General features: G+C 66.1%; 19 protein-coding genes. 8 read left to right on the forward strand and 11 right to left on the reverse strand.

Annotation, left to right across the window (positions count from 1 at the left end):
* Nucleotides 1-6 precede the first annotated feature (6 nt).
* Nucleotides 7-1,890: a signal peptide peptidase SppA gene (sppA, locus tag AC0KVN_RS07125; RefSeq protein ID WP_435566507.1), complete on the reverse strand. Its 1,884-nt coding sequence runs from the start codon at nt 1,888-1,890 to the stop codon at nt 7-9.
* A 154-nt stretch (nt 1,891-2,044) separates the two neighbouring features.
* Here sppA and gpmA point away from each other — a divergent pair, with 154 nt between their 5' ends.
* The 8 genes from gpmA to AC0KVN_RS07165 all read left to right on the forward strand — a co-directional run bounded on the left by gpmA (nt 2,045) and on the right by AC0KVN_RS07165 (nt 10,136).
* On the forward strand, nt 2,045-2,731 hold the full coding sequence (gene gpmA / locus AC0KVN_RS07130) for a 2,3-diphosphoglycerate-dependent phosphoglycerate mutase (protein ID WP_435566508.1): 687 nt from the start codon (nt 2,045-2,047) through the stop codon (nt 2,729-2,731).
* A 201-nt stretch (nt 2,732-2,932) separates the two neighbouring features.
* The gene (gene purE, locus AC0KVN_RS07135; protein ID WP_010339039.1) at nt 2,933-3,421 is read left to right on the forward strand and encodes a 5-(carboxyamino)imidazole ribonucleotide mutase; all 489 of its coding nucleotides are present in this window, start codon (nt 2,933-2,935) and stop codon (nt 3,419-3,421) included.
* An 8-nt stretch (nt 3,422-3,429) separates the two neighbouring features.
* A complete protein-coding gene (locus tag AC0KVN_RS07140) occupies nt 3,430-4,500 on the forward strand; it encodes a 5-(carboxyamino)imidazole ribonucleotide synthase (protein WP_435566509.1) in 1,071 nt (356 codons plus the stop codon).
* Between the two features lie 127 nt (nt 4,501-4,627).
* On the forward strand, nt 4,628-5,122 hold the full coding sequence (locus AC0KVN_RS07145) for a dihydrofolate reductase (protein WP_435566510.1): 495 nt from the start codon (nt 4,628-4,630) through the stop codon (nt 5,120-5,122).
* 137 nt (nt 5,123-5,259) lie between these two features.
* Nucleotides 5,260-6,186, forward strand: a complete 927-nt coding sequence (locus tag AC0KVN_RS07150) for a bifunctional riboflavin kinase/FAD synthetase (protein ID WP_435566511.1) — start codon at nt 5,260-5,262, stop codon at nt 6,184-6,186.
* Between the two features lie 151 nt (nt 6,187-6,337).
* Entirely contained in the window at nt 6,338-9,193 is a 2,856-nt protein-coding gene (ileS, locus tag AC0KVN_RS07155; RefSeq protein ID WP_435566512.1) for an isoleucine--tRNA ligase, read from the forward strand.
* Entirely contained in the window at nt 9,190-9,702 is a 513-nt protein-coding gene (gene lspA, locus AC0KVN_RS07160) for a signal peptidase II (protein ID WP_004212370.1), read from the forward strand. The genes ileS and lspA overlap by 4 nt, the downstream gene beginning before the upstream one ends.
* Nucleotides 9,702-10,136: a DUF3035 domain-containing protein gene (locus AC0KVN_RS07165; RefSeq protein WP_284110677.1), complete on the forward strand. Its 435-nt coding sequence runs from the start codon at nt 9,702-9,704 to the stop codon at nt 10,134-10,136. Before lspA ends, AC0KVN_RS07165 begins: the two co-directional genes overlap by 1 nt.
* A gap of 1 nt (nt 10,137) precedes the next feature.
* Here the strand turns inward: AC0KVN_RS07165 and AC0KVN_RS07170 are convergent, their stop codons facing one another.
* The 10 genes from AC0KVN_RS07170 to AC0KVN_RS07215 form a co-directional block, all read right to left on the reverse strand.
* A complete protein-coding gene (locus AC0KVN_RS07170) occupies nt 10,138-10,470 on the reverse strand; it encodes an ArsR/SmtB family transcription factor (protein WP_435566513.1) in 333 nt (110 codons plus the stop codon).
* Nucleotides 10,457-10,912, reverse strand: a complete 456-nt coding sequence (locus tag AC0KVN_RS07175; protein WP_161733912.1) for an SRPBCC family protein — start codon at nt 10,910-10,912, stop codon at nt 10,457-10,459. The genes AC0KVN_RS07170 and AC0KVN_RS07175 overlap by 14 nt, the downstream gene beginning before the upstream one ends.
* A gap of 64 nt (nt 10,913-10,976) precedes the next feature.
* Nucleotides 10,977-12,464 carry a DUF4403 family protein gene (locus AC0KVN_RS07180; RefSeq protein ID WP_483656037.1) on the reverse strand — a complete coding sequence of 496 codons (1,488 nt, stop codon included), beginning with the start codon at nt 12,462-12,464 and terminating at the stop codon, nt 10,977-10,979.
* A gap of 72 nt (nt 12,465-12,536) precedes the next feature.
* The gene (dxs, locus tag AC0KVN_RS07185; protein ID WP_435566515.1) at nt 12,537-14,456 is read right to left on the reverse strand and encodes a 1-deoxy-D-xylulose-5-phosphate synthase; all 1,920 of its coding nucleotides are present in this window, start codon (nt 14,454-14,456) and stop codon (nt 12,537-12,539) included.
* Between the two features lie 10 nt (nt 14,457-14,466).
* On the reverse strand, nt 14,467-15,489 hold the full coding sequence (locus AC0KVN_RS07190; RefSeq protein WP_435566516.1) for an AAA family ATPase: 1,023 nt from the start codon (nt 15,487-15,489) through the stop codon (nt 14,467-14,469).
* Nucleotides 15,486-16,055: a nicotinamide riboside transporter PnuC gene (gene pnuC, locus AC0KVN_RS07195; RefSeq protein ID WP_435566517.1), complete on the reverse strand. Its 570-nt coding sequence runs from the start codon at nt 16,053-16,055 to the stop codon at nt 15,486-15,488. Before pnuC ends, AC0KVN_RS07190 begins: the two co-directional genes overlap by 4 nt.
* A gap of 10 nt (nt 16,056-16,065) precedes the next feature.
* On the reverse strand, nt 16,066-16,533 hold the full coding sequence (locus AC0KVN_RS07200) for a Fur family transcriptional regulator (RefSeq protein ID WP_004212378.1): 468 nt from the start codon (nt 16,531-16,533) through the stop codon (nt 16,066-16,068).
* Nucleotides 16,534-16,577: 44 nt separating this feature from the next.
* Nucleotides 16,578-16,907 carry a DUF423 domain-containing protein gene (locus tag AC0KVN_RS07205; RefSeq protein WP_435566518.1) on the reverse strand — a complete coding sequence of 110 codons (330 nt, stop codon included), beginning with the start codon at nt 16,905-16,907 and terminating at the stop codon, nt 16,578-16,580.
* Nucleotides 16,904-18,706 carry a cation:proton antiporter domain-containing protein gene (locus AC0KVN_RS07210; protein WP_214864231.1) on the reverse strand — a complete coding sequence of 601 codons (1,803 nt, stop codon included), beginning with the start codon at nt 18,704-18,706 and terminating at the stop codon, nt 16,904-16,906. The genes AC0KVN_RS07205 and AC0KVN_RS07210 overlap by 4 nt, the downstream gene beginning before the upstream one ends.
* Nucleotides 18,706-19,128 carry an iron-sulfur cluster assembly scaffold protein gene (locus AC0KVN_RS07215; RefSeq protein WP_017499237.1) on the reverse strand — a complete coding sequence of 141 codons (423 nt, stop codon included), beginning with the start codon at nt 19,126-19,128 and terminating at the stop codon, nt 18,706-18,708. The genes AC0KVN_RS07210 and AC0KVN_RS07215 overlap by 1 nt, the downstream gene beginning before the upstream one ends.
* Between the last annotated feature and the right edge of the window lie 64 nt (nt 19,129-19,192).

Genomic DNA, 19,192 nt, shown 5'->3' on the forward strand with positions numbered 1-19,192 from the left:
CTGGCGTCAGTGCCAGGCTGTCCCCAGTAACGCCAGCCATCCACGCGCATCCGCCTGGTTCACAGGCCTGGGCGCGCCATAGCCGCGGCATTCCAGGCAGTCGGCGCGCACGCCCGCGCCGCTCACCAGTCCGCGCACATCGGTGACGGCCTGCAGCGCCCAGCGCTGCTGCAGCTTCGCCTCGCGGCCGATCATGTCGCGCGGCGCGCCGGCATCATCCTTCTCACGATCGGCGATCGACTGGACGAACTCGGCGAACTTGTCCGGCTGCTTCTCGATCCAGTAGGGCTTGGCCTTGGCCGGATCGATCTTGGCGCGCCGTGCGGCCTCGGCGATCGCGTCGTTGAGGTCGCCGAACCGGTCGACCAGACCGATCTGGCGGGCAGTGCCGCCATCCCAGACGCGGCCCTGGGCGATGGTGTCGATCTGTGCCGGCGTCTTGTGCCGGGCCTGCGCGACCAAGCCGACGAACCGGCGATAAATATCCTCGACGCCCATCTGCATGATCTGGTCGAATTGCGGGGTGGTGCCGCCGGCGATGTCGGGCTGGCCCGACAAAGGCGTGGTGCGCACGCCGTCGGTGGTGATGCCCATCTTGGCCAGCGTGCCCTCGAAGCTCGGAATGATGCCGAACACGCCGATCGACCCGGTGATGGTATCGGGTTCGGCAAAGACGATGTCGGCCGGGGTCGAGACCCAATAGCCGCCGCTTGCCGCGACATTGCCCATCGACACGACGATCGGCAGGCCGCCGGACTTGGCCTCCATGATGGCGCGACGGATCTTCTCCGACGCCTGCACCGATCCACCCGGCGAATCGACGCGCACGACCAGGGCCTTCAAGTCCTTCTCGTCCAGTGCCTTGAGCAGCAAGTCGGAAATCGTGTCGCCCGCCGCGGTGCCGGGGCCGGCCTCGCCATCGACAATGTCGCCGGCCACGGTCAGTACGCCGATCTGCCCGTCATTGGCGGGCTTCCTGGCCTTCACATAGGCGGCATAGTCGATCGCGGCATAATCGGTCTCATCCTTGTCTGACGGATCGCCTGCAACCTTGGCGACGCGCTCTTCAAAGGCGTCCTGATCGCCCAGATGGTCGACCAGCCCGGCGGCCAGTGCGGCTTTGGCCATGTCGCCGCCGGCAGCGCTGGCGGCGGTGGCGGGATCGGCGGCGTAGGCCGCGACCTTGGCCTTCGGGCGCGCCCTGGTCACGTCATCCTGCCAGTTCTGCCACAGCGCGCCAGCCAGTTCCTGATTGGCCTGCTTGGCGGCGGGCGACTGGTCGGCGCGGATATAGGGTTCGACGAAGCTCTTGTAGGTGCCAACGCGATAGACATGGGTGTTGACGCCCAGCTTGTCGATCAGCCCCTTATAATAGAGGCCGGAGCCGCCGCGCCCGGCGATGGCGACGCCGCCCATCGGGTCGACCCAGGCTTCGCTGGCATGGGCGGCGAGCTGATAGCTGTCGTCGCTATAGAGGGTGGCGAAGGCAAAGACCGGCTTCTTGGCGGCGCGCACCGCGTCCAGCGCCTTGCCGACGCGGGCGATCGCGACCTGGCCGCCGCCGGTGAAATCGTCGAGGTCGAGGACCACCGCCTTCACCTTGTCATCGGTGCGGGCGGCGTCGAGCGCGGTCAATATGTCGGACAGGCGATATTCCTTCGCCTGGTCGCCCGAGCCCGACAGGATGGCGGTGGCACTGACCTCCGCCGGCTGCTCGACGATCGAGCCATCCAGATCCAGCAACAGCGCGCCGCTGCCGATCGGCTTGGCCGGCTTGGGCGAGAAGGACAGGGCGGCATAGAGCAGCCCGAAGAAGAGCAGGAGGAACAGGAGCACCAGTCCGTCCTTGATCGCGACCAGGATGCGCCACGCGCCCTTCACAAATGCCAAATCGCCATTCCTTTTCCGTTGGTCGTCCCGAGCTATCGCATCGCCGGTTTGACTGCAATGTGGGCTTGTCCTGACCCGCGACAAGCTTGCGCCCATAATTTTGCCCGCTATGGCAGGCGCATCTTTCGCCCCTATCGTGCAGGAGACACGCCCGATGCCCACGCTCGTCCTCATCCGCCATGGTCAGTCGACCTGGAACCTGGAAAACCGCTTCACCGGCTGGTGGGATGTCGACGTGACGGAAAAGGGCGCGGAAGAGGCGCGCGCCGCCGGCCGGCTGATGAAGGAAAAGGGGCTGGATTTCGACCAGTGCTTCACCTCGCTCCAGACCCGCGCGATCAAGACGCTGAACCTGGCGCTGGAGGAAATGGGGCGACTGTGGCTGCCGGTCGAGAAGGACTGGCGCCTGAATGAACGCCATTATGGCGGCCTGACCGGCCTCAACAAGGCCGAGACCGCGGCCAAGCATGGCGATGCGCAGGTGAAGATTTGGCGCCGCAGCTTCGACGTTCCGCCGCCGGTACTGGAAGCCGGCAGCGAGTTCGACCTGTCGAAGGACCGCCGCTATGACGGCATCGCCATCCCGTCGACCGAAAGCCTGAAGGACACGATCGCCCGCGTGCTGCCCTATTGGGAATCGGTCATCGCGCCCGACCTGAAGGCTGGCAAGCGCGTCGTCATCTCCGCCCATGGCAATTCGCTGCGCGCGCTGGTTAAGCATCTGTCGAACATCCCCGACGACGAGATCACCGAGCTGGAAATCCCGACCGGTCAGCCGATCGTCTATGAACTGGCCGACGATCTGACCGCGACCGATCGCTATTATCTGTCGGAACGGTAAGGGCGCCGTTCGTCCTGAGCGAAGTCGAAGGACTGGCTGAGCTTGGCGAAGCCACTTCACTTCGTTCAGTGCCGGGCTTCGACTTCGCTCAGCCCGAACGGAATTTTAATGTCCATAACAATTGCCCCTTGGCGGCCCGGCCGCTAAGGGGCTTTGCTTTCCGGGCAGGCCGGTGGGCCGCCCCATCAGGGGAAGCAAATTATGAGCGGGGCAGTGGAAGTCGGCATCATCATGGGCTCGCGCTCCGACTGGGAGACGATGCGTCATGCCGCCGAGACGCTGGAAGCGCTGGGCGTCGCCCATGAGTGCAAGGTCGTGTCCGCCCATCGCACCCCGCAACGCCTCTATGATTATGCCACCAGCGCCGCTGGCCGCGGCCTCAAGGTCATCATCGCCGGTGCCGGTGGTGCCGCCCATCTGCCCGGCATGGCCGCGTCGATGACCCGCCTGCCGGTGCTGGGCGTGCCGGTGGAGTCCAAGGCATTGAAGGGCATGGATTCGCTGCTCTCCATCGTCCAGATGCCCGGCGGCATCCCGGTCGGCACGCTGGCCATCGGCAAGCCCGGCGCGATCAATGCCGGCCTGCTCGCCGCGTCGATCCTGGCGACGCATGACGATGCGCTGGCGCAGCGGCTGGACGCCTGGCGCGCGCGCCAGACCGACGCCGTCGCCGAAACCGTCGAGGACTGATCCCGATCATGACGACCATTGCCCCCGGCGCCACCATCGGCATCCTTGGCGGCGGCCAGCTTGGCCGGATGATCGCCATGGCCGCGGCCCAGCTTGGCTATCGCACCCATATATACGCGCCCGAGGAAAGCGGCCCCGCCGCCGATGTCTCGCCGAGTTGGACCCAGGGCGCCTATGAGGATGCCGCCGCGCTCGCCGCCTTTGCCGAGGGCGTGGACGTCGTCACCTATGAATTCGAGAATATCGATCCGTCGGCAGTCGAGGTGCTTGCGAGCCATGGGCTGGTCCGCCCCGGCGCCGGCGCGTTGCGCATCGCGCAGGATCGTCTGGCCGAAAAGCGTTTCGTCGCCGATCTGGGCGGCCTGACCGCGCCGTTCGCGCCGGTCGACAGCCTGGACGATCTGGAAACCGCGATCGAGACGATCGGCAGCCGCGCGATCCTCAAGACCAACCGCATGGGTTATGACGGCAAGGGCCAGGCCCGGATCAACGAGCCGGGCGACGCGGTCGGCGCCTGGAACGCGATTGGCCGCCAGCCCGCGATCCTCGAAGGCTTCGTGACCTTCGATCAGGAATATTCGGTGATCCTGGTGCGCGGCGCGGATGGCGCGGTGCGTTTCTGGGATTCGGCCGCCAACGTCCATGTCGATGGCATCCTCGCCACTTCGACCGTGCCGGCCGGCTCGCTGATCGAGGGGCAGTTGCCCGCCGCCCGCGCGCTCGCCAAGCAGGTCGCCGATGCGCTCGACTATGTCGGCGTGCTGACGCTGGAATTCTTTGCCAGCGCCGACGGCCCGGTGTTCAACGAAATGGCGCCGCGCGTCCATAATAGCGGTCATTGGACGACCGAGGGGGCGCTCACCAGCCAGTTCGAGAACCATGTCCGCGCGATCTGTGGCCTGCCGCTCGGCGACACGGGGCTGGCCGCCCGGCAGGTCGAGATGCGCAACCTGATCGGCGACGATGCGGCGGAATGGCCGGCGATCCTGTCCGACCCGGAAAATCATCTCCACCTCTATGGCAAGCATGAGGCGCGTCCGGGCCGCAAGATGGGGCATGTGACGCGGTTGTCGCTTTAATCTATTCACCTCGTCATCCCCGCGAAGGCGGGGATCCATCTCACGCGTTCGCCCCATCGGCTTGGTTCGGTGATGGATTCCCGCCTGCGCGGGAATGACGAAATTTTTTGGCGGAGGAAGCGCGATCATGAGCGAGCAGCCGGACATCGTCCTGATCCTGGCCCGCGCCGACAATGGGGTGATTGGCCGGGATGGCGACCTGCCCTGGCGGCTGCCGGCCGACCTCAGGCATTTCAAGGCGCTGACCGCCGGCCATCCGATGCTGATGGGGCGCAAGACGTTCGACAGCCTGCCCGGCCTGTTGCCCGGCCGTCGCCATATCGTGCTGACCCGCGATCTGGAATGGATGGGCGAGGGGGCGGAGGTTGCCCATGATGTCGATGCCGCGATCGCGCTGGCTGACGGGCCGGTGCTGATGGTGATCGGCGGCGCGGAAATCTATCGCCTGTTCCTCGATCGGGCCGACCGGATCGAGCTGACCGAGGTGCATGTTGACGCCGAAGGCGAGACCCATATCGGCTATCCCGATCCGGCGGACTGGCGCGAGACAGCCCGCGCAGATCATCCCGCGCTGGACGGGCGCCCGGCCTACAGCTTCGTGACGTTCGGCCGTCGCCCGTAAATCTTCCGTCATTGCGAGCGTAGCGAAGCAATCCACCGACGCACATGGATTGCTTCGCTACGCTCGCAATGACGACAGGGATGTGTGGACGTGATCGCCAATTGCCACGCCCTGTGTGTCACCCTATAGCCCCGGCCATGGAGCGGCTTACCAGCAATGCCCCGATCCCTGCGCATCTGCGCGGCGGCGTCATGGCGCTTGGCAATTTCGACGGCTTTCATGCCGGCCATCAGGCGGTGGTCGGCCGCGCGATCGCGCGTGCGCGGGCGGAGGGGCGGCCGGCGATCGTCGCCACTTTCGATCCGCATCCCATGCGCCTGTTCCAGCCCGATACGCCGCCCTTTCGCCTGACCACGCTGGACCAGCGCCAGGCGCTGTTCGCGGCTGCCGGCGCCGACGCGATGCTGGTGTTCGACTTCACCCGCGAACTCGCTGCGCTCAACCCGGCCGGCTATGTCCGCCTGCTGGTGGAGCAACTGGGCGTCGCCGCCGTCGTCACGGGCGAGGATTTTACCTTCGGCAAGGGCCGCAGCGGCACCATCGCCAGCTTCGCCGAACTGGGCCTGCCGGCCGAGGCGGTCGCGCCGGTCACGGACGCGGAGGGAGTGATCAGCTCCAGCCGCATCCGCGCCGCATTGCAGGCCGGTGATTGCGCCACCGCCACCCGCCTGCTGACGCGTCCCTTCACGATCCAGGGTATAGTCCAGCATGGCGACAAGCTGGGGCGCACCATCGGCTTCCCGACCGCCAATATCGATCTTGGCCCCTATCTGCGCCCGGCCTTCGGCATTTATGCCGTGCGCGGGCTGCTGGCCGATGGCCGGGTGCTGGACGGCGCCGCCAATCTGGGCATCCGCCCGACCTTCGATCCGCCCAAGCTGCTGCTGGAACCGCATTTCTTCGATTTCGCCGAAAGCCTCTACGATCAGAGCATCGAAGTGCAACTGATCCACTATCTCCGGCCGGAGGCGAAATATGACGGCCTCGACCCGCTGATCGCGCAGATCGCACGCGACTGCGACGACGCACGGCAAATCCTTGCGGGAACGCCTTACCTCGCGTAGGGCGACGCTTCCACTTTTCCCGTTCGTGTCGAGCGAAGTCGAGACACGCGGCCGAGCGGAGCCGAGGCCCGGTTAGAGCCCTCGCTTCCCTCGGGCCGGCCCTTCGACTTCGCTCAGGGCGAACGGATTCATAAACTTGCACGGACATTCGATGACCGACCAGCCCGATTACAAAAGCACCGTCTTCCTTCCCGTCACCGACTTCCCGATGAAGGCCGGCCTCGCGCAGAAGGAACCGGCGATTGCCGCGCGCTGGGCGGCGATGGACCTTTACGGCAAGCTGCGTGAGAAGCGCGCCGGGCGCGAACGCTTCATCCTGCATGATGGCCCGCCCTACGCCAATGGCGACATCCATATGGGCCATGCGATGAACAAGGTGCTCAAGGACATCATCGTCCGCAGCCAGTCGCTGCTGGGCAAGGATGCGCCCTATGTCCCCGGCTGGGACTGTCACGGCCTTCCGATCGAATGGAAGATCGAGGAGGAATATCGCAAGAAGAAGATGAACAAGGACGAGGTGCCCGCGTCCGAGTTCCGCGCCCAGTGCCGCGCCTATGCCGACAAATGGGTGGATGTGCAGAAGGAGCAGTTCAAGCGTCTGGGCGTGATGGGCGACTGGGCCGATCCCTATCTGACCATGAAGTTCGATGCCGAGGCGACGATCGTCGGCGAACTGCTGAAGTTCGCGGAAAGCGGCCAGCTTTATCGCGGCGCCAAGCCCGTCATGTGGTCCCCGGTCGAAAAGACCGCGCTGGCCGAGGCGGAAGTGGAATATGAGGATGTGAAGTCGACCCAGATCGACGTGGCGTTCGAGATCGTCGAAGCGCCGAACGCGCCCGAACTGGTCGGCGCCTATGCGGTGATCTGGACCACCACGCCCTGGACGATCCCGGTGAACCAGGCTTTGGCCTATGGGCCGGAGATCGACTACGTTGCTATGCGCGCGGGCGGACGTGTCATTCTGACTGCTGCAGAGCTTTGGAATGATTTCGCTGGTCGAGCAGGCTCCACTCCATGGCTCTCGGAAGGGACTGGTTGGACTGTCGTCTGGGCTGGCAAAGGCTCGGACCTCGCCGGCGCCGTTGCTCGTCACCCGATGCACGCGCTCGGCGGCTTCTTCGCGAAGCCGCGCCCGTTCCTCGCGGGCGATTTCGTCACGACCGATGCGGGCACCGGCCTCGTCCACATGGCGCCCGACCATGGCGAGGACGACTTTGCGCTGTGCAAGGCGAACGGCCTGAACCCCGTCTTCGCGGTTGAGGGTGATGGGAAGTATCGCGCCGACTGGCTGTGGCTGGGCGGGCAGGGGTCGGTCATCAACCCCAAGTTCGTCGGCAAGGATGGCCCGATCTGCACCGATCTGCGCGAAGCGGGCGCGCTGCTCGCCGCATCGGACGATTTCAAGCACAGCTATCCGCATAGCTGGCGCTCCAAGGCGAAGATCATCTTCCGCTGCACCCCGCAATGGTTCATCCCGATGGACAAGCCGCAGGAAGGCGTGGTGGCCGATGTCGATGGCGGCGTGATGCCGACCCCGATCGTCACCGGCAACGGCCCGACCCTGCGCGAGATCGCGCTCGACGCGATCGAGCATACGCGCTGGGTGCCTGAGCGTTCGACCAACCGCATCCGTTCGATGGTGGAAGGGCGCCCCGACTGGGTGATCAGCCGCCAGCGCGCCTGGGGTGTGCCGATCGCGCTCTATGTTCATCGCAAGACTGGCGATTATCTCGTTGATAAAGCAGTCAATGCCCGCATCATCGAGGCGTTCAGGGGCGCCGGTGCGGATGCCTGGTTCGGCGCCGATCATCAGGCGCTGCTCGGCCCCGATTATGACCTCAATGACTATGAGGTCGTGAACGACATTCTCGACGTCTGGTTCGACAGCGGCTCGACCCACAGTTTCGTGGTCGAGGGCCGTTATGGCGAGGGCACGCGCGCCGATCTCTATATCGAAGGGTCGGACCAGCATCGTGGCTGGTTCCAGTCCTCGCTGCTGGAAAGCTGCGGCACCCGCGGTCAGGCACCCTACAAGGCAGTGCTGACCCATGGCTTCGCGCTCGACGGCTCGGGCAAGAAAATGTCCAAGAGCCTTGGCAATGTCGTCGATCCGCTCAAGATCATGGCCGAAAGCGGCGCCGATATCCTGCGCGTCTGGGTCGCCAGCACCGACTATTTCGATGACGTCCGCATCGGCAAGGAAGTGCTGGCCGGTTCGTCCGACGCCTATCGCAAGCTGCGCAACACCTTCCGCTACATGCTCGGCGCCCTGTCCGACTATGATGAGAGCGAGGCGGTGTCCTACGCCGAGATGCCGGAGCTGGAGCGCTACATGCTCCATCGCCTGGCCCAGCTCGACGCGGAACTGCGCGCGGTGGTCGACAAGGCGGCGAAGAGCGAGAATTGGCTGGAATTCAGCCGCTACACCCGCGCGATCTTCGATTTCGCGAACAGCGACCTCAGCGCCTTCTTCTTCGACATCCGCAAGGACTGCCTCTATTGCGATGCGAAGTCGGACCCCAAGCGCCGCGCCTATCGCACCTTGCTCGACACTTTGTTCCATGCGCTGGTCCGCTATGTCGCGCCGATCATCCCCTTCACCGCTGAGGAAGTATGGCAGAGCCGCTTCCCAAGTGACGAGGATAGCGTCCATTTCCTGGAATGGCCGGAGGTCGACCATCGCTGGATCAACCAGCATCTGAACGACAAGTGGGCGGAGCTGCGCGACCAGCGCGAGCAGGTGAACGAGGCGATCGAACCCTTCCGCCGCGAGAAGGTGATCCGCTCCAGCCTGGAGGCCGACGTCACCATGGGCGAAATGCTGCCCAGCGACGGTGTGAACTTCGCCGAAATCGCCATCGTCGCCCGGATCGAGATGGGCGTGGGCGACGGCATCATCGTCAAGCCCAGCGAGTGGCACAAGTGCGGCCGCTGCTGGCGCCTGCTGCCCGAGGTCGAGGAAGATGGCACGCTGTGCCACCGCTGTGACGAGGTGTTGAAGGCATGAGTGCCATCAACCATCGCCCGCTGGGGCTGACGGTCGCGATCGTCACCCTCGCGCTCGACCAGCTGGTCAAATATACCGTCACCTATCCGCTCGCGCTGCAGAGCCGGGCGGATGCGGGGATCGAGATACTGCCCTTCTTCCGCCTGCGCTGGCTGGAAAATCGCGGCGTCTCGATGGGCTTCTTCCATGCCGACAATGATACGATGCGCTGGATGCTGGTCGGCATGACCATGTTGATCGCCGGCTTCGTGGGCGTGTGGATGTGGCGCGAAAAGGCGCGGTCGGACGTCGCGGCGCTCGGCCTGGTGCTGGGCGGCGCAATCGGCAATATCGTTGACCGGATGCGGCTGGGCTATGTCGTCGACTATGCCGACCTGCATTTCGGCGAATGGCGCCCCTTCCTGATTTTCAACCTGGCCGACGCGGCCATCACGTTCGGCGTGCTGATCCTGCTTGCGCGGGCGCTGCTGCTGCGCGAGAAGGGCGCAAAGACGGAGACCCTGAAGTAATGCGTAAACTGATCCTCGCCGCCGGCCTTGTTGCAACCCTGTCGGCGTGCGGCGGCGGTGGTAACGGCCTGCTCAATCGTGGCCGTCCCGACGAGTTCGCTGTGACGCGCCAGGCGCCGCTGGTCGTGCCGCCCGATTTCGCGCTGGTCCCGCCCGCGCCGGGCACCCCGGCTGCCGCCACGGTCGATTCGAGCCGCGCCGCGCAGGAAGCGCTGTTCGGCGGTCCGGCCCCGCGCAGCGCAGCGGAAAGCGCGGCGCTGAACTCGGCCGGCCGTGGCACGGCCGCCGCCGGCATCCGCTCGCAGGCGGGTGATCCCGGCACCGAAGTGGTCGACAAGGGCGCCACCACCCGCGACATCATCGCTGCGCCGGAAGGCGACGGCCAGGACGCCCGCGCCGCCACCGGCACGCAGACGACCCCGCCGCAGCAATAATCTAGGAGGAAGGGGGCGCCTGATCGTCCTCTTCCGCAAAGGCCTTGAGCCGGGCGAGCGTGCCATCCCATTGCGCGCCGACCCGGCCGAGCCAGTCCTGCGCCGCCGCAACCGCCTCCCGGCGCAGCGCGAAATGCACTTCCCGCCCTTGCTTGCGTCTGCGCACCAGTCCGGCGCCGTGCAGCACATCCAGATGCTTGGCCACCGCCTGACGGCTGATCGGCAGGCCTTCGCCCAGTTGCACGATCGACCGGCCATTGCCGTCGCCCAACCGCGCGATGAGCCCCAGGCGCGTGGGATCGCCCAGTGCGGCGAAAATCTCAGCCGGTGACATGGTCGCGGATATTCTTCACCTGTTCCGCCCAGCCGCCATCATTGTCGCGCATGACATTGGTCCGGCGTGGTTCGGGCACCGCATCGAACCCGCTTTCGGTGACGGTCAGGCGCGTGCCGCCGTCGATCGGTTCCAGGACGAACTCCACCAGCGTCCATTCGGGGACCGGCACGCCGCTCTCCATCAGCGCCTTGTCGCCGCCGGTCGCAGGCCATTCATAGGCAAAACGGGTCATCGGCTCGATCGCCACGACCCGCGCTTCCCAGCGATAATCCTCATAGCCCGGATAGGTCATATGCCCGGTCGAGGGCTGGCCGATGGCAAAGGGCTGGTCCAGCGCGACGCGAAACCAGGTGCCGAATTGCGCATGGTCGGTCAGGGCGTCCCATACCCGTTCTACCGGCGCGGCGATGTCGATCGTCTTGATGATGCTGTCGGTCATGATAGGCAACCTCCTGATTGCCTATATGCGCCTCATGGCAGGGATGTGCAACTATATGGTTGCTTTACAATGGCCCTCCGGCGTAGCGGATCGCGGCCCGTCCGGTTGCCCGCACCGGCAGATACAGGCCCTGGCCATGGGCACTGATCTCGCCGATTTCGGCATCGTCTAACCGCGCGCTGATACGGAAATGCGGGGTTTTGCGTTCGCCGATGGCCCGCCGGATCTTGCCCTTCAACTCCTCCAGATCATGGGTGAAATTCTGGCTGAGGGCGTCGGCGATGACGCTGGAAAAGGCAGGGCTTCCCGCCAGCGCGATCAGGATGTCGCCGCCGATCCCGTCGCTGCTGCCGGTCACCTGCAGATCCTCGAAATGGACCAATGCCGAATTGGGCTGGTTGACCGGGCGGGCGGTCAGCCAGACGGTGCCATGGGTATCGCCCAGCTTGCCGCTTGCCGGACGCGCCGCGAGCGTGACGCCCACCGCAATGCGGTTGCCTGTCGTGCCATAGGCGGTCAGCGTGTCGAAGCGTGCGATGATGGGGCCCAGCTTGGGCAGCTCAAACGGGCGCGCGGCGCGCTTGTGCAGGGCGCGCAGGATCACCGGCTCCAGCTGCGCATAATCGGCCCGCACCGGCAGGAAGAAATGCAGCGCCTCGTCGATCGGCGCACGCGCGGGCGGTGGCAGTCCGGTTGGCTGCGGATCGACCGGCCGATCGCCGACCACGGTTTCGGTCAGCGCCTCTATCCCCAGCCGGAAGCGCAGTTGGGCGCCGCTGTTGCTATAGCCGTCGAACAGGAAGCGTTGCGGCGTGATGCGCATCCATACCGGCGGATCATGGTCGTTGAGCGAAAGGCTGGTAAAGGCCGCGCGCCACAGCCGTTCGATCTTGCTGCGCAGGTCGAGCTTGGCCAGTTCGCGCGGCAATTGTCGTTCGAGGTCGCGCAGAATCGGCGCGATCTTGCGGTCGACCTTGTCGGCGAAGGTGATGCGCTGGCCGAGGAAATCGATGCCGGGCGTCTGGGTCCAGTCATAGCTGAGCTTCAGCGTGCCGTGAGGGCGCCACTGGTCATCGATGCCGAGCTGAATCCGGCCATGGGCCATGGCGTCGCCGGTGGCGGTTTCGCCTTTCAGCAGGCCTGCAATGTCACGCGCGCTCACCTGGGCATGGATCGGAATGTCAGCGATCAGGTCGCGCCCATTGCCGCGCAGGCGGATCGGCCCGCGCGTGACTTCGCCGATGATATGGCAGTCGATCGGCGGCGTCACCTTGATCTGTTTGCCGAACAATTTGACCCGCTTGGGCTGGACGCAGCGCGTGCCTGGCCGGTCGATCCGCCAAAGCTGTCGCGGCATGGCGCGTTCGATCGCCTGGGCAATCAGGGCGCGGTCGATTTCCACCGGAACGCTGATGATCGAAGATGCGCTGGTCGCCGGCACCGGATCATTGGCGCGCGGCGGCGGCTCCACCGCCGGTTTCTGCGAACAGGCGGCGAGCAGCGGCAGGAGCAGCAGCCAGCGATGATGTCGACCCGGCAATGCTCTGCCCAACCGCCTTCTCCCGGACATGGTCCAGCGGAAGGCAGGCTAGGGCAGTTGGAAGAGGAGGTCCAGCGCGGACCTTCAGGCCCGCGCTTCCTCCACGCCGGCGCTGTTGTGGCGCAGCGCCGTCAGCACCGTGTCGACGATCGCATCGGCATCCAGCCGCGCGTCGGCATATTGCTGTTCGGGCTTGTCCTGATCCTGGAAGATGTCGGGCAGGCGCATGGTGCGGATCTTGAGGCCGTTGTCGGTCAGGCCAAGGTCGCTCGCCAGTGTGAGGACATGGGCGCCAAGGCCGCCGATCGCCCCTTCCTCGATCGTCACCGCCACCTCATGGGTGGTCAGCATCCGGCGGATCAACGCCTCGTCCAGCGGCTTGGCGAAGCGCAGGTCGACGACGGATGCCGACAGGCCCTTGGCCTCCAGCGTGTCGGCGGCCTTCATCGCTTCTTCCAGCCGGGTGCCGAGCGACAGGATCGCGACCTGGCGCCCTTCGCGCACGACGCGGCCCTTGCCGATCTCCAGCGCTTCGGGAATTTCCGGCATGGCGACGCCGGTGCCGTTGCCGCGCGGGTAGCGGACCGCGATCGGCCCGCTGTCATGCACGGCGCAGGTATGGACCATGTGCGTCAGTTCCGCTTCGTCGGCCGCGGCCATCACGACGAAATTGGGCAGGCTGGCGAGATAGGTGACGTCGAAGCTGCCGGCATGGGTGGAGCCGTCCGCGCCGACCAGGCCTGCGCGATCGATGGCGAAGCGCACGGGCAGATTCTGGATCGCGACATCATGCACCACCTGGTCATAGGCGCGCTGCAGGAAGGTGGAGTAAATGGCGCAGAAGGGGCGCATGCCCTCTGCCGCGAGGCCGGCGGCGAAGGTGACGGCATGCTGTTCGGCGATGCCGACGTCGAAGATGCGGTCGGGGAAGGCCAGCTCGAACTTGTCGAGGCCCGTCCCCGACGGCATGGCGGCGGTGATCGCGCAGACGCGCGGATCGCGCTCGGCCTCGGCGATCAGCGCCTGGGCGAAGACATTGGTGTAGCTGGGCGGACCCGGAGGGGCCTTGGCCTGGGTGCCGGTGATGACGTCGAACTTCTGCACGCCATGATATTTGTCGGCGGCCGCTTCGGCCGGGCCATAGCCCTTGCCCTTCTGGGTCACGACATGGATCAGGCACGGCCCTTCGGCCGCATCGCGGACATTTTCCAGCACCGGGATTAGATGTTCGAGATTATGGCCGTCGATCGGGCCGACATAATAGAAGCCCAGTTCCTCGAACAGGGTGCCGCCGGTCGCCATGCCGCGCGCGAATTCGTCGGTCTTCTTGGCCGCCTTGTGCAGCGGGCGGGGCAGCTTGCGCGCCAGCTTCTTGGCCATGTCGCGCAGGCCCAGAAATTCGCGGCTCGACACCAGCCGGGCGAGATAGGCGGACAGGCCGCCGACCGGCGGCGCGATCGACATGTCATTGTCGTTGAGGATGACGACCAGCCGGTTGCCCGCCTCGCGCGCATTGTTCATCGCCTCATAGGCCATGCCGGCCGACATGGCGCCGTCGCCGATCACGGCGATGCCCTTGCCCGGCTTGTCCTGCATCTTGTTGGCGACGGCAAAGCCGAGCGCCGCGCTGATCGAGGTAGAGCTGTGCGCCGCGCCGAACGGGTCATATTCGGATTCGGCGCGCTTGGTGAAGCCACTGAGGCCGCCGCCCTGGCGCAGCGTGCGGATGCGATCGCGCCGGCCGGTCAATATCTTGTGCGGATAGCATTGATGGCCCACGTCCCAGACCAGCTTGTCGTTGGGCGTGTCGAACACATAATGGATGGCGGTGGTCAGTTCCACGACACCCAGGCCCGACCCCAGATGGCCGCCGGTCACGCCGACGGCGGCGATGGTTTCGGCGCGCAGCTCATCGGCCAGCTGGCGGAGCTGGTCGGGCTGCAGCTTGCGCAGGTCGGCGGGGATATTGACGGTGTCGAGCAACGGCGTGGACGGATTGGACATGGGGAACTGCCTACTCGCTTTCCTGCGCCAAGTCGAACCCTGACGTCATGTAGGGGGGCGCCAAATCTTCAATCAGGGAAACGGCGCGGGTGAAACGGCTGTCCCAATCCCCGCCGACCGAAGCCCAGTTAACGCCGCTGTCGATCAGCACGTTCCGGCTGATATCGGCAAATCGCGCCCGCACCGGATCGTCGCCATAGATACGCGTGCCATCGTCGATCCAGGCGACATCGGGTTCCAGCAGCAGATAGAGGTCGGCCTTCGGGTAAGCGAGCAGCGCGTCGGGCGCATGGCCGATCATCATCTCGGCCCAGGCCGCCGTCATCAGCGCGTCGGTGTCGGCAAACAGGCGACGGTTCGCCAGCCGCCGGCCGGCGGCAATCGTCGCGGACTGGGCGGCACCGATCAGCAGCAGGTCGGCCTCGTCCATATCGACACTGTGAACTTCGGCCTGGGCACGGCCATATTCGGGCACCCAGATCGTGTCGAAATGCCGGGCGAGGCGTTCGGCCAGCACCGACTTGCCGGTGCTTTCGACGCCATGCAGCACGATCGTCCGGGTGAAATGCGCGCGGACCGGTGGCGCGATCCAGCGCCACTGGCCCCAGGGTTCGGCACGCACGGCGCTGGCGGACAGGCCGCCCAGTCCGTCCTGGTCCGCGCCCAATATGCGGGCACCCAGCGGCACGAAGCGGCCGCCGACCTCCTGCGCGAGCCGCAGCCCATAGGCTTCGCCGGCGAATAGCAGGTCGATCGGCTCGGGATGGGCCTGCGCCACGATGGCGCGCCAGATCGGCCAGAAGTCGGCGGAGTCTTCAGGCGCCTGCGGCACGACGGCGTCATGGCCGATGACCCGGCATCCCGGCGCCAGTTCGCGCATCCATTGCAGCCGCAGTGGACCAGGGATCGGATCGCCCGGCAACCAGCAGACCAGGATGGTGAGTTCGTCCACGATCGCCCGCGCACTGTCGATCAGCATCTGATGGCCGGCATGGGGCGGCATGAACTTGCCGAGCAGGAAGCCGCGGGTCATGCCGGCGCCTGGTGCATCGTGCGGCGCCAGGCGATCAGGCCCCATAGCGCGATGAAGAAGAAGATGGCGTAGAGGATCGACGTCGCGATCAGGCCGCGGCTCCAGAACAGGCCGGTGGCAAGGGCGTCGACCGCCACCCACAGCACCCAGCTTTCGACCTTGCGCTGTGACTGCAATATCTGCGCGGCGACGCTCATGCCGGCGATCATGGCGTCGGCAAAGGGCGCGGCGGCATCGGTGAAGCGGGCCATGCCCATGCCCCAGGCCAGGCTGGCGAGCGCCGTGCCCGCGATCCAGGCGAGGCGGGCCGGAACGCTAAGGCGCGCCACCGCTATGCCGCCGTCGGCGACCTTCTCGCTATGCACCCAGTTCCACCAGCCATAGGCGTTGATCACCAGGAAGAAGATTTGCAGCAGCGCGTCGCTGTAGAGCTTCGCCTCGAAGAAGACGAAGAAATAGAGCGCGACCATGGCGATGCCGAACGGATAGTTCCACAGCGAACGGCGCGCCACCAGCACGACATTGATCAGGCCGAGCGCCGCTGCGACCCATTCGATGATGGTCATGAACCGCCCGTCAGTGGCAGGCGCTGCAGGTGCCACGCACCTCGATCACCGGACGCACCGGCGCGAAGCCGGCCTTTTCCGCCACCGACCGCAGCGATCCGGTGATGGGATCATTGTCGATATGCGTCACCTGGCCGCAGTTGTCGCAGACCAGGAAGATACAGTCATGATGGCAACCGGGATGGGCGTTGGCGATATAGGCGTTCGCGCTTTCCACCCGCATCGCGATATTGTTCGCCACGAACAGGTCGAGGATGCGGTAGACGCTGTTGGGCGCGACCCGCTTGCCGCGCGCCTTGGACACGGTGTCGGCGATATCATAGGCCGATGCCGGTTTTTCTTCGGCCGCCAGCGCGTCGAAGATGGCGGCACGCATCGGCGTCCACTGCTCATCCTTCGCCTCCAGCGTGGCTTGCGCCGCGTCGGCCAGCTTCTTGCCGGTGGGTTCCTGATGATGATGGTGCGAATGATCTGCCATGGCGATTATCTAGGCGTGTCCACCTGCGGCGGCAAGTGGCTGGCTCAGCCGCGCTGCCAATAGGCAAAAGCCGCCCAAAGCCAGCCGCCGATCATCATCGCGCCGCCGATCGGTGTCACCGCGCCCAGCCAGCGCGGGCAGCCCAGCGCCATGGCATAGAGGCTGACGGCAAAGAACGCCGCGCCGATCAGCAGCAACAGGGCGCCGCCGCGCGTGATGCCCATGATCGTCAGGACGGCGACGGCATGGATCAGCTGATAGAGGCCCCCGGTGCGCAGCCACTCCGCCGCCTGCGGGCTGGCGGCGCCATGGGCGCCAAAGGCACCGGCAGCAATGGCAAGCGCTGCCGACAGGGCGGCCAGAATGGCGATCATGCTTCTTCTCCATCTCCGCGCGCGCGCAGGCGCATGCCCCGGCCGGGGCGGTACATCAGATCCTTGGCCGCCAGCAGATTGCCATGCTCGATCTGCAGGGCAAGGCGCTGGCCGTCATTCTCGCGATACTGGCGTTCGACTTCCTCGACCTCTTCCGGCGGCACGCCCAGCGTCTGCATCGCTTGGACGCCCATGCAGATGGCCGACTCGAACACTTCCCGCACCACGCCGGCCAGTTCGATATCCTGCATCGCCAGGATCTGGCGACGATCGAACACGCGCGCCATCAGCGCGGCCTGGGGGAAGGCTTCGGCAATGGGCTGCAGCACACGGCCATCCAGCGAAGGATCGTCGATGCAGAAGGCGATCAGCCGGGCTTCGTCGGCACCGGCGCGGCGGAGCAGGTCGATCCGCGTGCCGTCGCCATAATAGACCTTCATGTCGAAGCGGCTCGACACCTCGATCTGGGCAGGCTTCTTGTCGATCAGCACCACGCCGAAGCCATGGCCCATAAGCATCTGGGCCACGGTCTGGCCGAACCGGCCATAGCCCACGATGATGGCGCTGCCGCGCGGCGCATCCTCCGGCCCCGGCAGGTCGTCGCGATCCTTGGGCTGGGCAAATTCGAAGCGGCGAGCAAACAGCATCAGGAAGGGCGTGGTCGCCATGGAGAAGGTGACGATCGCGCTGAACAGGCTCGCCGCCTGCGGCGCGATCAGATAGGCATTTTGCGCCTGGGCGAAGAGGACGAAGCCGAATTCACCGCCTTGGGAGAGTAGCAGGCCGGCGCTCAATGCCTGTTGCCAGGCCATGCCGAACAGCCGGGCGAGCAGGGCGATGATCGCGGTCTTGGCGGCCACCAGCATCGCCGCCATGCCGATGACGAACAGGGGATTGGCGGCGACGGCGCGCAGGTCCAGCACCATGCCGACGGCGAGGAAGAAGAGGCCGAGCAGGATGGAGCGGAACGGCTCCACGTCGGACTCGATCTCGTGGCGATAGGGCGAGTCGGCCAGCATCACGCCGGCGACGAAGGCGCCAAGCGCGGTCGAGAGGTGCAGGCTGTGCATCACCGATGCGGCCGCCAGCACGGTGAACAGGCCGACCGCGACGAACAGTTCGCGCTCGCCCTGCCGGCCGACCAGGTTGAGCAACGGTCGCAGGATGAAGCGGCCGGCCAGCACCAGCCCGGCGATCGCGGCGACGGTATAGCCGGCCAGCACCCATCCGGGCGGGCCGCCAGCATCTGCCGGATTGCGGGACAGGGCGGCGACGATGGTGATCAGCGGGACGATCGAGAGATCCTGGAACAGCAGGATCGAGAAGACCTTCTCACCAAAGGGCGAGTTGATGCGGCCGCTGCTCTTGAGGCTGGGCAGCACCTGCGCGGTTGAGGAGAGGGCGAGCGGCAGGCCAAGCGCGATCGCGGCGCCCCAGGTGAAGCCGGTCGAGTAGAAGATGATGGCGATGAGGGCGAGGCCGCACAGCACGACCTGCGCCAGGCCAAGCGCGAAGATGTCGCGCTTCAGTCGCCACAGGCGCGCGGGATGGAGTTCGAGCCCGACGAGAAAGAGCAGCAGGACGATGCCGATTTCGGCAATGGCCAGCTTCGATTCCGCGCCGCCGACGAGACCCAGCCCTTGCGGGCCGACCAGCGCGCCGGCGACGAGATAGCCCAGCACCGCGCCCAGGCCGAAGCGGCGGAACAGCAGGACGAAGGCCACGGCGACGCCGAGCAGGATCACGCCTTCGGACAGGAGGACGTCGGTGGCCGACATGGCGGTTTCGGTGACCGGCATCAGGCGTCCGCCATCCGCGCGGCTTCGGCGATCGCTTCGAAACCGAGCCGGATCGAGGGATGGCGCGCGGGATAGCCGCGGGCCGGCGCCAGCACCGCAAGGCCGGGCCAGAAATCGAGATCCTCGCTCTCGCCCGACAGATAGGCGGCCAGCTTGTCGCGTGCCTCTGCCAGTTCGTCCGCAGTGAGGCCGATCGCCTGCGCCGCCATCAGCGCGGCGGAGGCCTGGCCCAGGGCGCAGGCCTTCACGTCCAGGCCCATTTCGGCGAGCCTGCCGTCGGCCATGCGGACATCGGCGGTGATGCGCGAGCCGCAGGTCGGTGACCGCTTCTCCACGCTGGCCTGCGGATCGGCCAGCCGCTGGTGGTGCGGGATGCTCGCCGCGAGGCGAAGAATGTCGTTATTGTAGAGGGATGCGCTCATTATCCCTCCATGTAGGACAGTTATGCCTGCGGGAGAAGGCGGCAAAATGGCCTAGGGTCAATCG

It is taken from the genome of Sphingobium sp. SG1 (genome assembly GCF_057063145.1).